Below are 14,934 nucleotides of genomic sequence, written 5' to 3'. Positions count from 1 at the left end.
CCAGCATACTGGCGCGGCCCCGCCGCTCGTGCGCCCCGACCAGGGCGTCCGGCCCGTCAGGCCTCGACGACCACCGGCACGATCATCGGCCGGCGGCGCAGGCGGCGGTTGACCCACTGCCCGATGACGCGGCGCATCACCTGCTGCAGCTGGTAGGTGTCGGTGGCGCCGCCCGCGATCGCGTTCTCGAGCGCGGCGACGACGTCGGGCTGGATCTCCTCGAAGACCGCGTTGCCCTCCGCCATGCCGCGGGCGAGGATCTGCGGGCCGGCGATCACCTTGCCGGTCGCGGTGTCGACGACGGCGAAGACCGAGACGAAGCCCTCCTCGGACAGCGTCCGGCGGTCCTTGAGCTCGTTCTCCGTGACCGCGCCCACGGTCGAGCCGTCGACGAAGACGTAGCCGCAGGGCACCGCGCCCACGACGGACGCCTTGCCGTCCACGAGGTCGACGACGACGCCGTCCTCGGCGAGGATCACGCGGTCGGCGGGCACGCCGGTGCGGACGGCGAGCGCGCCGTTGGCGACGAGGTGACGCACCTCGCCGTGCACCGGCATGACGTTCTTCGGCTTGAGCACGTTGTAGCAGTACAGGAGCTCGCCGGCGCTCGCGTGGCCGGACACGTGCACCTTGGCGTTGCCGGAGTGCACGACGCGGGCGCCGAGACGGGTGAGCCCGTTGATGACCCGGAACACCGAGTTCTCGTTCCCCGGGATGAGCGACGACGCGAGGATCACCGTGTCGCCGTGGCCGACCTGGACCTTGTGGTCGCCGTTGGCCATACGGCTCAGGGCCGCCATCGGCTCGCCCTGCGACCCGGTGGACATGTAGACGATGCGGTCGTCGGGCAGGCTCGCGGCCTGCTTGAGCTCGACGAGGACACCCGAGGGGACGTCGAGGTAGCCGAGCTCCGCGGCGATGCCCATGTTGCGCACCATCGAGCGGCCGACCAGGGCGACCTTGCGCCCGTGGGCGTGGGCGGCGTTGAGCACCTGCTGCACGCGGTGCACGTGCGAGGAGAACGACGCGACGACGATCCGCTTCTCCGCCTGCGCGAAGGCGGCGTCCAGCGCCGGGCCGATCTCGACCTCGTTGGTGACGAACCCGGGCACCTCGGCGTTGGTGGAGTCGACCATGAACAGGTCGACGCCCTTCTCGCCCAGCCGGGCGAAGGCGCGCAGGTCCGTGATGCGGCCGTCGAGCGGCAGCTGGTCCATCTTGAAGTCGCCGGTGTGCAGCACCGTGCCGGCGCCGGTCGTGACGGCGACGGCGAGCGCGTCCGGGATGGAGTGGTTGACGGCGACGAACTCGCAGTCGAAGGGGCCGAACCGCTCGGTCTGGTCCTCGGCCACGACGCGCAGCACCGGCTTGATGCGGTGCTCCTTGAGCTTGGCCTCGACGAACGCGAGGGTGAGCCGCGAGCCGACGAGCGGGATGTCCCGGCGCAGCCGCAGCAGGTAGGGCACGGCGCCGATGTGGTCCTCGTGCCCGTGCGTGAGGACGATCGCCTCGATGTCGTCGAGGCGGTCCTTGATGTACTCGAAGTCCGGCAGGATCAGGTCCACGCCGGGCTGGTGGTCCTCGGGGAAGAGGACGCCGCAGTCGATGACGAGCAGGCGCCCCTCGTACTCGAGGACGGCCATGTTGCGGCCCACCTCGCCCAGGCCGCCGAGGGCCACGATGCGCAGCCCCTTCGACGGCAGGGCGGGGGGCAGGGGAAGTTCGGGGTGAGGGTGGCTCACGGGGCCTCCAGGCCGGTCGGTCTTACGGAAGTGTGGTGGCGCCCGCACGGACGCCGTCGTTCAGGTAGCCCGCCGTCGCGAGGGCGTCGCGCAGCTGCGCGACGTCGTCCTCGGAGGCGGCCACGTTGGGCAGACGCAGCTCGCGGTTGTCGAGCACGCCGAGCACCTCGAGCGCGGCCTTGGCCATGACGGCCTGGGCGCCGGCGCCGTTGAGCGCCTCGATGACGGGCACGGTGGGCAGGTACGCCTGCAGGGCGCCCGCGGTGTCACCGGCGTCCCAGCGGCGCACGACCTCGGCGAACGCCCCGCCCACGACGTGCGCGGAGACGGACACGACGCCGGCGCCGCCCATGGACAGGAACGGCAGCAGCAGGCTGTCGTCGCCCGAGTACCAGGCGAGGCCCGTCGCGGCCGCCAGGGGGGCGACGGACGACACGTCACCGGTGGCGTCCTTCGTCGCGACGACCTGCGGGTGCCGCGCGATGCGCTCGTAGGTCGACGCCGCGATCCGCACGCAGGTGCGCCCCGGGACGTCGTACAGCATCACGGGGAGCTCGGTGGCGTCGGCGACCGTCGCGAAGTGCCGGTACAGGCCCTCCTGCGACGGACGCGAGTAGTACGGCGAGACGACGAGCAGCCCGTGGGCGCCCGCCTCCGCCGCCTGCTCCGCCATCCGCACGGCGTGCACGGTGTCGTTGGACCCGGCGCCCGCGAGGACGTACGCCCGGTCGCCGACCGCGTCCACGACGGCGCGCACGAGGTCCGCCTTCTCCGGGGTGTGCGTCGTCGGCGACTCGCCGGTGGTCCCCGACAGCACGAGCCCGTCGTTGCCGTCGTCCACCAGGCGCTTCGCCACCTTGACCGCCGCATCCAGATCCAGGTCGCCCGAGGGCGTCATGGGGGTCACCATCGCGGTGAGGACGGCGCCGAAAGGGCGCGCGGCGGCAAGGGCGAGCGTCATGAGGTCAACCGTACCGGGCGCGACCGCGCCCGACGGACCGGACTCACCCGTCGAGCAGCCGCCCCAGCCGGGCCGCCAGGTCGGCGACGCCCGCCGCGTCGGCGTCGACCTCGACCGCGCCCGCCGTGCGGACCACCTCGCGCAGGCCCGCCGCGTAGGCGCCCAGGGCGGCGGCGTCGAGGTCGGCGCGGTGCGCCGCACGGCCGGCAGCACCGTCCGCCGCCACCCGGTGCCCGAGCGTCGCCGGCGAGACCCGCAGGATCGCGTGGACGAACCGCGCCCCGCCGTCCGCCGCGGCGTCCGCGAAACGGGCCACCTGGTCGGGTCGCGCCACGAGCTGCGGGACGACGACGCTCGCGCCGGCCCGCAGGTGCGAGCGCGCCATGTCGAGGGCGAGGCGCCGGGCGGGCTCCGCCGCGCGGGCGGGGTCGCCGGAGATCAGCGTGCGGACCACGTCCACGTCGAGGACGAGCGTGCCGGGCCGCCCGGCCGCGAGCGCCGCCGCGACGGTCGACTTGCCGGCGCCCGGCAACCCGTTGAGCAGGAGCAGCGTCACCTCGCCCCCGTCCCGCCCGTCGCCCATCCGCCGATCGTAGGGAACGGCGCCGGGGGCGAAGGTCGTCCGCTCCCCGTGTCGAGCGGACCGACCCCTGTGCATACTCGGGGCATGAGCTCGCTGTCCCCCGCGCTCGTGGCCCACCTGCCGACCGGCATGCTCGCCGACGGTCAGTGGACCGCGGCCTCGGGCGGGCGGACGTTCGAGGTCACCGACCCCGCGACGGGCGAGGTGCTGTTCGACGTCGCCGACGCCTCCCCCGAGGACGGTCGCCGCGCGCTCGCCTCGGCCGCCGACGCCGCACCCGCGTGGCGTGCCGTCGCGCCGCGCGAGCGGTCGGAGCTGCTGCGCGCCGTCTACGAGCGGCTCGTGGCGCGCAGCGGCGCCGTCGCCTCGCTCATCACCGCCGAGTGCGGGAAGCCCCTCGCGGAGGCGCGGGCGGAGGTCGCGTACGGCGCCGACTTCCTGCGCTGGTACGCCGAGCAGGCCGTCCGGGCCGACGGCCTGGTGCGCACGGCTCCCGCCGGCGCGAACCGGCAGCTCGTGCACCGGCGCCCCGTCGGCCCGGCGCTGCTGGTCACGCCGTGGAACTTCCCCATCGCCATGGCGACGCGCAAGATCGGCCCGGCGCTCGCGGCGGGCTGCACGGTCGTGATCAAGCCCGCCCACCAGACCCCGCTCACGACGATGCTGGTCGCCGAGGTGATCCGCTCCGAGGCGGCCGACCGCGGGCTCCCGCGCGGCATCGTCAACGTCGTGCCCACGGCGAGCTCGGGCGACCTCGTGGCGCCGCTGCTCGCCGACGACCGGCTGCGCAAGCTGTCCTTCACCGGCTCCACCGCCGTCGGGCGCGCGCTGCTCAAGCAGTCCGCCGACCAGGTGCTGCGCACGTCGATGGAGCTCGGCGGCAACGCGCCGTTCGTGGTCTTCGCCGACGCCGACCTCGACGCCGCCGTGGACGGCGCGACCGTCGCGAAGCTCCGCAACGCCGGCCAGTCGTGCGTCGCGGCCAACCGCTTCCTCGTGCACGACTCCGTCGCCCGCGAGTTCGCGCAGCGCCTCGCCGACCGGTTCGCCGGCCTGCGCGTCGGGCGCGGCGACACGGACGGCGTCGACGTCGGCCCGCTCATCGACGCCGAGGCCGTCGAGAAGGTGGCCGGGCTCGTCGACGACGCCACGGACCGTGGCGCGCAGGTGCTCACGGGCGGCGGCCGCCCCGACGGTCCCGGCACGTTCTTCGAGCCGACCGTGCTCGCCGGGGTGGACCGGGACGCGCGGGCGGTGCGCGAGGAGATCTTCGGCCCGGTGGCGCCCGTCGTCGGGTTCGCCGACGACGACGAGGCGTTCGCCCTCGCGAACGACACCGAGTACGGGCTCGCCGCGTACGCCTACACCACATCCCTGGAACGGGCCCTGCGCGTCGGGGCGGAGATCGACGCCGGGATGATCGGGATCAACCGCGGCATGGTCTCCGACGCGAGCGCCCCGTTCGGGGGCATGAAGCAGTCGGGGCTGGGCCGCGAGGGCGGGGAGGCGGGCCTCGAGGAGTTCCTCGAGACGGTGTACGTGGCGCTCTGAGCGTCGGACGTTTTCCCGCGCCGGGGCGGGCCGTGGTTTCCTACCGGCGTGACACGTGGAGAGGGGCGCGACCCGGCGGTGCGGTCCGCCGTCCGCCAGGGGGCCAGCGTGGCGCTCGCCACCGGCCTGTACGGCATCTCGTTCGGGGCGCTCTCGGTCGTGGCCGGTGTCAGCGTGCCGCAGACCATGGCGCTGAGCCTGCTGCTCTTCTCCGGCGGGTCGCAGTTCGCCCTCATCGGCGTCGTCGCCGCGGGCGGCTCCCCCGTCGCCGCCGTGGCCACCTCGACCCTGCTGGGCGTGCGCAACACGCTGTACGGCGCCGTCGTCGCGCCGCTGCTCGAGGTGCGCGGCTGGCGACGGCTCGCCGCGGCGCAGCTCACCATCGACGAGTCGACGGCGGTGGCCGTGGGCCAGCGGGAGCGGGCCGCCACCCGGGCCGGGTTCTGGGTCACCGGGGTCGGCGTCTTCGTGCTGTGGAACGCGTTCACGCTGGTGGGCGCGCTCGCCGGGGACGCACTCGGCGACCCCCGTGCCTGGGGGCTCGACGCCGCCGCCGGGGCCGCGTTCCTGGCCCTCGTGTGGCCGCGGCTCGCCGCACGGCGCGCGCAGGTCGTCGCGGCGCTCGCCGTCGTCGTCACCGCCGTGCTGATCCCGGTCGTCCCGGCGGGCGTGCCCGTGCTCGCCGCCGCGGCGGTCGCGATCGCCGTGGGCGTGGTCGCGACGCCGCGCACCCCGGACGGACGGACGGAGGCCGCATGACCACCACCGTGCTGTGGGTGACCGTCCTCGCCGCCTCGCTGCTCAGCTTCGCGCTCAAGCTCGCCGGCCACCTCATCCCCGAGCACTGGCTCGCGACGGACCGCGTGCAGCGCACCTCGACGCTCGTCACGGTGGCGCTCCTGGTGTCGCTCGTCGTCGTGCAGACGTTCGCCGACGGGCAGGCCCTCGTCGTCGACGCGCGCGTGCCCGCGCTCGCCGTCGCGGCGATCGCCCTCGCGCTGCGCGCGCCGTTCATCCTCGTGGTGGTGCTGGCGGCCGCCACCGCGGCGGGGCTGCGCGCCCTCGGCTGGGGCTGACGACCCGCACGGGGCCGCCCGGTCACTAGGGTGGCCGGATGGCACTCTTCCGCGAGGCGGCCGACGTCTCGGTCCGCCCGGCAGTCCCCGGCGACGAGGACGCCGTCACGCGTGTCCAGGTGTCCGCCTGGCGCGCGACCCACGAGGTGGCGCTGGGCGACGGCGTCGTCGACGCGCTCGACACCGACACGATGCGCGAACGCTGGGCGCGCGCGATCACGGCACCGCCGGGCCCGGGCTTCGCGGTGCTCGTCGCCCTCGACGGGCCGGAGATCGTCGGCTTCGCGGCGGTGGGCCCCGGCCAGCTCGTGGCGCTCGAGGTGGAGCCACGGCACCAGCGCGGCGGCCACGGCTCGCGGCTGCTGTCCGCCGCGGTCGACCGGCTCCGCACGGACGGCGCCGAGCAGGTCGTCACCTGGGTGCTCGACGACGACTCCGCGCGCGAGCGCTTCCTCGGCTCGGCGGGCCTGGGGCCGGACGGCACGTCCCGCACCCTGGCGACCGGCGTGCGCGACGTCGTCGAGCGGCGCTGGTCCGCCGCCATCTGACGCCTGCGGGGCTTCCCCCGACCGCGGGCGGCCGCTCCAGTTGCCTACCGAACGGTAGGTTTTTTGTTAGGCTGCAGGCGTTGCACCGTCGCCGACCCCTGGAGCGCCCCGTGACCCTCGACCAGACCGTGCCCGCCACCGCAGCGGACGGCACCCCCGAGCACCCCGCCGACCCGTTCGACGTCGAGCGCGTGCTCGCGTCGCTCACGCTCGAGGAGAAGGCCTCCCTGCTCTCGGGAGTCGACTTCTGGCACACGCAGCCGGTCGAGCGCGACGGCGCGACCGTCGTCCCGTCGGTCATGGTCACGGACGGCCCCCACGGCCTGCGCAAGCAGGACGAGACCGCGGACCACCTCGGCCTCGGCAACAGCGTGCCCGCCACCTGCTTCCCCACCGCCGCCGCGCTCGGGTCGAGCTGGGACGCCGACCTGCTGCGCCGCGTCGGCGAGGCCCTCGGCCGGGAGACCCGCGCGAACGACGTCGCCGTCCTCCTGGGCCCCGGCGTGAACATCAAGCGGTCGCCGCTGTGCGGGCGCAACTTCGAGTACCTCTCCGAGGACCCGGTGGTGGCCGGCGAGCTCGCGACGGCCCTGGTCGAGGGCATCCAGTCCCTCGGCGTCGGCACGTCGCTCAAGCACTTCGCCGCCAACAACCAGGAGGCCGACCGGATGCGCGTGTCGGCCGACGTCGACGAGCGCACCCTGCGCGAGATCTACCTGCCGGCGTTCGAGCGCGTCGTCACGAAGGCGCAGCCCTGGACCGTGATGTGCGCCTACAACAAGGTCAACGGGGTCTACGCCTCGCAGCACGACTGGCTGCTCACCACGGTGCTGCGCGACGAGTGGGGCTTCGAGGGCCTCGTCGTCTCCGACTGGGGCGCCGTGCGCGACCGGGTCGCCGGGGTCGCCGCCGGGCTCGACCTCGAGATGCCGTCGTCCGGCGGCCGGACCGACGCCGAGGTCGTCGCCGCCGTCCGCTCCGGCGCGCTCGACGAGTCCCTCGTCGACGCCGCCGCGCGCCGCGTGCTGCAGCTCGTCGCGCGCTCGCTCCCGGCGCAGGACGCGCCCGGCACGTTCGACGTCGACGCCCACCACGCGCTGGCCCGCGAGGCCGCCGCCGCGGGCACGGTGCTGCTGAGGAACGACCCCGTCGACGGCGCACCCCTCCTGCCCCTGGCGCCGGACGCCCTCGCGGGCGCCGCCGTCGTCGGCGAGCTCGCCCGCACCCCGCGCTACCAGGGCGCCGGGTCCTCGCAGGTCAACCCGACCCGCCTCGACGACGCGCTCACCGCGCTGCGCGCGGCCGCCGGCGCCGACCTGCCGTTCGCCCCGGGCTACGCGCTGGCCGAGGGCCCGGCCGAGGACCGCTACCCCGAGACCCTCGTCGCCGAGGCGGTCGAGGCGGCGCGCGGCGCGGGCACCGTGCTCGTGTTCCTCGGCCTGCCCGCCGCGTACGAGTCCGAGGGCTACGACCGCGACCACCTCGACCTGCCCGCCGACCAGGTCGCGCTGCTGCGCGCCGTCGCGGCGGCGAACCCGCGGGTCGTCGTCGTGCTCGCCGGCGGCTCGGCGATCTCGGTGGCCCCCTGGCAGGAGGCCACCCCCGCGCTGCTCACCGGCTGGCTGGGCGGCCAGGCCGGCGGCTCCGCCGTCGCCGACGTCCTCACGGGCGCCGTGGCGCCGTCGGGCCGGCTCACCGAGACGCTCCCGCTGCGCCTCGAGGACACCCCCGCCTTCGGGAACTTCCCCGGCGAGCTCGGCCACGTCCGGTACGGCGAGGGCGTCCTCGTGGGCTACCGCTGGTACGACGCCCGCAAGGTCGACGTCGCCTACCCGTTCGGGCACGGCCTGACCTACACGACGTTCGCGTACGACGACGCCACGGCCGAGGTGACCGGCTCCGGCCCCGACACCCGCGTGCGCGTGTCGGTCCGGGTGACCAACACCGGCGCCGTCGCGGGCGCGGAGGTCGTCCAGGTGTACGTCGGGGACCCGCAGGCCCAGGTGCAGCGGCCCGAGCGCGAGCTCAAGGCGTTCGCCAAGGTGCACCTCGAGCCGCACGCGTCGCGGGTCGTGACGTTCGACCTCGACGCCCGCGACCTGTCGTACTGGCACCCCGTGCTGCGCCGCTGGGCGCTCGAGGGCGGCGAGTTCCGGGTCGCCGTGGGCGCCTCGTCGCGCGACCTGCGCGCCGAGCTCGTGGTCGACGTCGTCGGCGAGGACGTCACCCTCCCCCTGCACGAGCTGTCGACGCTCGGCGAGGCGCTGGACCACCCGGTCGCCGGGGCGATGATCCGGCCCGCCCTCGAGGCGACGCCGATCGACCCGTCGATGCTCGCCATGGCCACGGACATGCCGCTCGCGGTGATCGCCGACTTCGGCCTGGCAGGCTTCGACCGGGGCACCCTCGAGCAGCTCGTGGCGGCCGCCGACGCCTGACCCCCCGAACCCTGTGGGCGCTCGATCGGTGCCGGCCGGACCACCGCCACACCGATCGAGCGCTCACGACATCAGGCCGCGTCGACGACGATCAGGTCGAGGTAGGCCCGCAGGTCGGCGGACATGTCGACTCGCTCGGCGCGCGGCCGCTCGAGCGAGTACAGCCACTGGATCTGCAGCCCGTCCATGAGCGCCACGACGGTGCGTGCCGCCACCCCGGCGTCGACGCCGTCGCGCAGCCGGCCGTCGGCCGCGAGCCGCTCGAGCTCCGTGCGGACCCGCTCGAGGGTGTCCGCGTACCGTCGCGCGAAGTAGTCGTGCGCGGGATGGTCGGTGGACGTGGCCTCGGCGGCCAGACCGGTGAAGACCTCGACGACGGGCCGTCGCAGCGCGTTGCGCTGCACGAGGCGCACGAGCGCCTCGAACATGGTGCGGCCCTGCTCGACGTCGGTGTCGAAGTCCGCGAAGTCCACCGCGTCGCGGTGCTCCAGCACCGCCTCCAGCAGCGCGGCCTTGGTCGGGAAGTGGTGCAGCAGCCCCGGGTGCGAGATGCCGACGCGGGCCGAGATCTCCCGCAGGGAGGCGCCGTGGTACCCGACCTCGGCGAACGCGACGATCGCCGCCTGGAGGATCTCCTCGCGCTTGGCCCGTCCCTTGGCGTAGCCCCGGCGGGGCGCGGCCTCGTCCTGGATCGTCGTGTCGCTCACGTCGGCCATTCTCCCCCGTTCGCCCGCCACGTCGGACGGGACGGTTCACCCGCACGCGCCCCAGCAGGACCCTTGGCACCAATACCTACCATGCGGTAACCTCGCTTCCCGACCGGCCGGTAGGCATTGGTCGCCAGGCGGGTCCGACGGCGGGCCCGGCAGAGAATCAGGAGTCGTCCATGGCAGACGTTCAGGCCCCCGCACCGACCGGCCCGTCCCCGGCGTCCCCGACCCGCACCCCGGAGGCCGGCCGCGCCGCCGCGGGCACCGGGACGGTCGTCGCCTACGTCCTCGCGTTCTTCACGCTGTACATCGCGGTGCTCACGCCGGTGGTCAGCACGCTGGCGCTCAAGGTCGACGCCCTGTCCACGCCCGAGACCCGCGCCACGAACCTGGCCCTCGTCACCGGCGTGGGCGCGTTCTTCGCGTTCGTCGCGAACCCGGTCGCGGGCGCCCTGTCCGACCGCACGACGTCGCGGCTCGGCATGCGGCGGCCCTGGCTGCTGTGGGGCGTGCTGCTCGGCGCCGTCGGCCTCCTGCTCATCGCGTTCGCGCCCGCGATCTGGATGGTCGTGATCGGGTGGGCCGTCACGCAGGCCGCGATGAACGGCACCCAGGCCGCGCTCCAGGCGCTGCTGCCCGACCAGGTCGCCGAGACCCAGCGCGCCCGCGTCTCCAGCCTGCTCGGCATGGCCCAGCAGCTGGCGCCGCTGGTCGGCATCGCGCTCGCCTTCGCGTTCACCGCGGCCGGGGCGGACGAGATCTGGATCTTCGTCGTCCCCACGGCCCTGGCCGTCGTCGGCGTGCTCGCCCTCGTGGCCGTCCTCCAGGACCGCCACCTCGACCGGGCCGACGTCGCCCCCTTCCGCCTCGGCGCGTTCCTCAAGGGCTTCTGGGTCTCGCCTCGGCAGCACCCCGACTTCGCGTGGACCTTCCTCGGCCGCTTCCTCATGCTCTTCGGCTTCGCGCTGTACAACACCTACCAGCTGTACTTCCTCATCGACCGGTTCGGCTTCGACACCGCGACGGCGCTGAGCTGGCAGCTGCGGCTCATGGTCGTGCAGGCCGTCGTCATGGTGGTCGCCTCCCTGCTGGGCGGCGTGCTGTCCGACCGCACGGGCCGCCGCAAGATCTTCGTGGTCGTCGCCACCCTGCTCGCGGGGGCCGGCCTGCTGACCTTCGCCCTGGTCCAGGGCCCCGCGATGCTCTACCTGGGCGCCTCGCTGTTCGGCGCCGGCCTCGGCGCCTACTTCGCCGTCGACCTCGCGCTGGTCACGGACGTGCTGCCCAACGCCGAGACCGAGGCCGCCAAGAACATGGGCGTGTTCAACATCGCCAACGCGCTGCCGCAGTCCGTGGCCCCGGCCCTCGCCCCGGCGTTCCTCGCCATCGGCACCGGCGGCAGCAACTACACCGCCCTGTTCGCCGTCTCCGCGGTCATCGTCGCCCTCGGCGCCGTGGCCACCCTGTTCATCCGAGGAGCCCGCTGATGACCGACGACACCGACGCCACCGCCCCGGCGCCCGCCGACGCTCCGTACCGCGACGCGTCGCGCCCCGTCGCCGAGCGCGTCGCCGACCTGCTCGGACGCATGACCCTCGAGGAGAAGGCGGGCCAGCTCTTCCAGACCATGATCGAGGTGGGCTCCGGCGGCGAGCTGTCCGAGGGGCCGTCCGCGATGGGCGTGCCCGCCACCACCGACATGGTCGTGAAGCGGCAGATGACGCACTTCAACGTGCTCGCGGCGCCCCCGACCGCGCGCGAGTTCGCGCGGTGGCACAACCGGCTCCAGGAGCTCGCGGCGTCCACCCGGCTCGGCATCCCGGTCACGGTGTCCACCGACCCGCGGCACGCCTTCACGGACAACCCCGGCACCGCGCTGCTGTCCGGGCCGTTCTCGCAGTGGCCGGAGACGCTCGGCCTCGCCGCCACCCGCGACGAGCGGCTGGTCGAGGAGCACGCCGACGCCGCGCGCCGCGAGTACCTCGCCGTCGGCATCCGGACGGCGCTGCACCCGCAGGTCGACCTCGCCACCGAGCCCCGCTGGGCCCGCGCGAACGGCACGTTCGGCGAGGACGCGGAGCTCGCCGGCCGGATGGGCACCGCGTACGTGCGCGGGTTCCAGGCCACCGGCGACGTCGCCCGCGAGGCCGGCCTGCCCGGCACGTTCGGCGAGCGGTCGGTCTCGACGATGACCAAGCACTTCCCTGGCGGCGGGCCCCAGCAGGACGGCGAGGACCCGCACTTCGCCTACGGCCGGGAGCAGGTGTACCCGGGCGGCCGCTTCGCCGAGCACCTCGAGCCGTTCAAGGCGCTGCTCGCCGCCGGGACGCGGCAGATGATGCCGTACTACGGCATGCCGGTGGGCCTCGACGCGGACCTCGGCGACGGGCCCGAGACGGTCGAGCCGGTCGGCTTCGGGTTCAACCGTCAGATCCTCACGCGCCTGCTGCGCGACGAGCTCGGCTTCGACGGCGTCGTGTGCACCGACTGGGGCCTGGTGTCCGACGCCGAGATCCTGGGCCAGCCGTTCCCCGCCCGCGCCTGGGGCGTCGAGCACCTGGCGCCCGTCGACCGGCTGGAGAAGATCCTCGCGGCCGGCGCGGACCAGCTCGGCGGCGAGGCGTGCCCCGAGCTCGTCGTGGAGCTGGTGCGCGCCGGGCGCGTCGCCGAGTCGCGGATCGACGAGTCGGTCGCCCGCCTGCTGCGCGAGAAGCTCGAGCTGGGACTGTTCGACGGCGCCCGCTACGTCGACCCCGACGCCGCCGCGTCCGTCGTCGGGCACCCGGACCTCGTGGCCGCCGGGCGCCGCGCCCAGTCGCGGTCCGTGACCCTGCTGGCGTCCGCGGCCGGCGGCGCGGCACGCCTCCCCCTGGCCCGCGGCCTGCGCGTCCACGTGGAGGGCGCGTCCGACGTCGACGGCATCGGGGGCGTGACCGTCGTCGCCTCCCCCGCCGAGGCGGACGTCGCGCTGCTGCGCCTCAAGGCGCCGTACGAGGACCGCGGCCCCGGCTTCGAGGGCTTCTTCCACGCCGGCTCGCTCGACTTCCCCGCGGACGTCGTCGCGCACGTGGCCGAGGTCGCGGCGCAGGTGCCGACGGTCGTGGACGTCTACCTCGACCGGCCGGCGATCCTCGGCCCGGTGCTCGAGGCGCTGGGCGACGGCGGGTCGCTGGTCGTGAACTTCGGGGCCTCCACCCCCGCGCTGCTCGACGCCCTCACCGCCGCCGTGCCCGCGGAGGGCCGCCTCCCGTTCGACCTGCCCCGCTCGACGGCCGCCGTCGAGGCGTCCCGCGAGGACGTCCCGTTCGACACCGCCGACCCGCTGTTCCGGTTCGGCCACGGCCTGCCGATCTGACGGTGGTGGGCGCCCACGACGCACGACGACCGCCGATGGGAGGATGAGGCGGTGACGTCCTCCTCCCCTGCCCCCGCCCGCACCGTCCGGGACGCGGCGGCGGGGATCGCCGTCCTCGGCGTCGCCAACTTCGTGGCCATCACCACGGAGGTGCTGCCGGTCGGCCTGCTGCCGCAGGTCGCGCGCGGCGTCGGGGTGAGCGAGTCGACGGCGGGGCTGCTCGTCACCGTCTACGCGTTCGTGGTCGCCGCCTGCGCGGTGCCGCTGACGATCGCGACCCGCTCGCTCGCCCGCAAGCCCCTGCTGCTCGCCACGCTCGCCACCTACGCGGCGAGCAACCTGCTGGTGGCCGTCGCGCCGTCGTACGCCGTGGTGGCGGGCGCGCGGGTGCTGGGCGGCCTGGGGCACGCGGTGTTCTTCTCGGTGTCGATCGCCTACGCCGCGCGCCTCGTCAGCCCGCTGTACACCGGCCGCGCCCTCACGCTCGTGACCGCGGGCGGCACGCTCGGATTCGTGCTCGGCGTCCCGCTGTCCACGTCCCTCGGGGCCGCCGTCGGCTGGCGCTGGTCGTTCGGCGTGCTCGCGGCCGTCTGCGCGGTGACCGCCCTGCTCGTGGCGCGGCTGCTGCCGTCCGTCGCCGTCGAGCCCGCCGCCCCGCGCGACGCCGCGGCCGCCCGCCGCGGCCGCGCCCGGCTCGGGCTCGTGGTGGGCACCAACACCGTGCTCTTCGGCGGGCAGTACACCGTGTACACGTACATCTCCGTGCTGCTCCTCGCCGCCGGGCTGTCCGAGCCGGCCGTCGGCCCCGCGCTGCTGGTGTTCGGCGCTCTCGGGCTCGTCGGCCTCTGGGGCGCCGCCCGCTACCTCGACCGGAGCCCGCGCGCCCTGACGATCGTCGCGATGGCAGCGATCGCCGTGTCCCTGGTCGCGCTCGCCCTCGCCCTCCCGGGCACCGTCGGCGTGCTCGTGGCCGCGGGCGTGTGGCTCGCCGCCTTCGGCGCGATCCCCGCCACGTTCCAGGCCGCGGCGCTGCGCACCCAGGGCGCCACCGCGGACGTCGCCGGGGCGTTCGTCAACGCGACCTCGAACTTCGGCATCGGGCTCGGCGCCGCGGTGGGGGCGGCGGTGGTCGCCGGTCCCGGGGCACGCGCCCTGGCGCTGACCGGCGCCGCGATCGTCGCCGTCGCGCTCGTCGCGGTCCTCGTCGCCCGCCAGGCGTTCCCGCGCCACGCGTCGTCGTAGGGCCGGCGGCCGGGGGCGTCTCCGTCCCGACGAGCCGTTCCCGAGCCGTCACGACGCCGTGACGCGCCCGTAGCACCCGGGTGCGACCGTGTCCCCATGAACCTGTCGGGGGCGCTGCCAGGAGCCTCGCGCGGTGGCCGTGCTGACGGTGCCGCGCCGCTCGTGACCGACTACTTCGCGGCGCCCACCGACGCCGTCGCCGCGACGGTGGTCCACCAGGAGGCAGGGCCGTCCGTGCTGGCGCGAGGCTCGGGCCGGCCGCTCTTCGACACCGTCCGGCTGCCCGCGGTGGAGCCGTTCGTGATGCTGGGGCGCGTCGCGGAGGCGCTGTGCGCGCGGCCGTACGCCGAGGTCACGGCGCACCCGCGGCACGGCGCCCTGGTCGACGGCGCGGACGAGGGTCCCTGGGTGGTGGCCGTCTCGGACGAGCTCGCGGAGGCGCTGGCCGCCGCGGACCCGGACCGGCTGGTCGCCGTCGCGCGCTCCTGGGCGACCTCGAGCGGCGGGGCCGTACCCGCCGCCGACCGGTTCGCACCCGCGCTCGTCGCGCTGGGCGAGCTCGCCGACCGTGCGCGCCAGGTGCGCCACGGGCTGTACTGCTGGGCGCGGCTGGCGCCCCTGGGCCCGCCGGCCGTCCCCCCGGGGGCGGCCCGCGGGGGGGGGCGGGCGGGGCGGCCCGGCCGGAAAAACCAGAACCCCATGGCCCCCAAAAGCCAGCGCGGGGGCCG

13 protein-coding genes are annotated in these 14,934 nt (G+C 75.3%); 9 read left to right on the top strand and 4 right to left on the bottom strand.

The window, feature by feature from the left end; all coding sequences use genetic code 11:
- Positions 1-56: 56 nt before the first annotated feature.
- From ACFQ8E_RS07480 to ACFQ8E_RS07470, 3 genes are read right to left on the bottom strand one after another with little or no spacing between them, the layout of a single operon-like run.
- Complete coding sequence (locus tag ACFQ8E_RS07480; RefSeq protein WP_430549936.1) at positions 57-1,742, bottom strand: ribonuclease J; 1,686 nt, start codon at positions 1,740-1,742, stop codon at positions 57-59.
- A gap of 22 nt (positions 1,743-1,764) precedes the next feature.
- Complete coding sequence (gene dapA / locus ACFQ8E_RS07475; protein ID WP_430549935.1) at positions 1,765-2,703, bottom strand: 4-hydroxy-tetrahydrodipicolinate synthase; 939 nt, start codon at positions 2,701-2,703, stop codon at positions 1,765-1,767.
- Between the two features lie 43 nt (positions 2,704-2,746).
- Entirely contained in the window at positions 2,747-3,286 is a 540-nt protein-coding gene (locus tag ACFQ8E_RS07470; RefSeq protein WP_430549934.1) for an AAA family ATPase, read from the bottom strand.
- Positions 3,287-3,370: 84 nt separating this feature from the next.
- Between ACFQ8E_RS07470 and ACFQ8E_RS07465 the strand changes: the two genes are divergently transcribed.
- The 5 genes from ACFQ8E_RS07465 (at position 3,371) to ACFQ8E_RS07445 (ending at position 8,899) form a co-directional block, all read left to right on the top strand.
- A complete protein-coding gene (locus tag ACFQ8E_RS07465) occupies positions 3,371-4,837 on the top strand; it encodes an NAD-dependent succinate-semialdehyde dehydrogenase (protein WP_430549933.1) in 1,467 nt (488 codons plus the stop codon).
- Positions 4,838-4,885: 48 nt separating this feature from the next.
- Positions 4,886-5,596, top strand: a complete 711-nt coding sequence (locus ACFQ8E_RS07460; protein ID WP_430549932.1) for an AzlC family ABC transporter permease — start codon at positions 4,886-4,888, stop codon at positions 5,594-5,596.
- On the top strand, positions 5,593-5,913 hold the full coding sequence (locus ACFQ8E_RS07455; RefSeq protein WP_430549931.1) for an AzlD domain-containing protein: 321 nt from the start codon (positions 5,593-5,595) through the stop codon (positions 5,911-5,913). The genes ACFQ8E_RS07460 and ACFQ8E_RS07455 overlap by 4 nt, the downstream gene beginning before the upstream one ends.
- A gap of 38 nt (positions 5,914-5,951) precedes the next feature.
- Positions 5,952-6,461 carry a GNAT family N-acetyltransferase gene (locus ACFQ8E_RS07450; protein WP_430549930.1) on the top strand — a complete coding sequence of 170 codons (510 nt, stop codon included), beginning with the start codon at positions 5,952-5,954 and terminating at the stop codon, positions 6,459-6,461.
- 110 nt (positions 6,462-6,571) lie between these two features.
- Positions 6,572-8,899, top strand: a complete 2,328-nt coding sequence (locus ACFQ8E_RS07445) for a glycoside hydrolase family 3 C-terminal domain-containing protein (protein WP_430549929.1) — start codon at positions 6,572-6,574, stop codon at positions 8,897-8,899.
- 71 nt (positions 8,900-8,970) lie between these two features.
- Here ACFQ8E_RS07445 and ACFQ8E_RS07440 read toward each other — a convergent pair whose 3' ends face one another.
- A complete protein-coding gene (locus ACFQ8E_RS07440) occupies positions 8,971-9,606 on the bottom strand; it encodes a TetR/AcrR family transcriptional regulator (RefSeq protein WP_430549928.1) in 636 nt (211 codons plus the stop codon).
- A 179-nt stretch (positions 9,607-9,785) separates the two neighbouring features.
- Between ACFQ8E_RS07440 and ACFQ8E_RS07435 the strand changes: the two genes are divergently transcribed.
- From ACFQ8E_RS07435 to ACFQ8E_RS07420, 4 genes are all read left to right on the top strand, one after another.
- A complete protein-coding gene (locus ACFQ8E_RS07435) occupies positions 9,786-11,096 on the top strand; it encodes an MFS transporter (protein ID WP_430549927.1) in 1,311 nt (436 codons plus the stop codon).
- Complete coding sequence (locus ACFQ8E_RS07430; protein WP_430549926.1) at positions 11,096-12,964, top strand: glycoside hydrolase family 3 protein; 1,869 nt, start codon at positions 11,096-11,098, stop codon at positions 12,962-12,964. Before ACFQ8E_RS07435 ends, ACFQ8E_RS07430 begins: the two co-directional genes overlap by 1 nt.
- A gap of 51 nt (positions 12,965-13,015) precedes the next feature.
- Positions 13,016-14,206, top strand: a complete 1,191-nt coding sequence (locus tag ACFQ8E_RS07425) for an MFS transporter (RefSeq protein ID WP_430549925.1) — start codon at positions 13,016-13,018, stop codon at positions 14,204-14,206.
- Positions 14,207-14,302: 96 nt separating this feature from the next.
- On the top strand, positions 14,303-14,934 hold a 632-nt coding region (locus ACFQ8E_RS07420), incomplete at its 3' end, for a hypothetical protein (protein WP_430549924.1).

This window comes from Isoptericola sp. NPDC056573 (assembly GCF_042793335.1).
Lineage (GTDB): Bacteria > Actinomycetota > Actinomycetes > Actinomycetales > Cellulomonadaceae > Isoptericola.
Note: the sequence above shows the minus strand (reverse complement) of the source record. Positions and strands in the feature narration are given on the sequence as shown.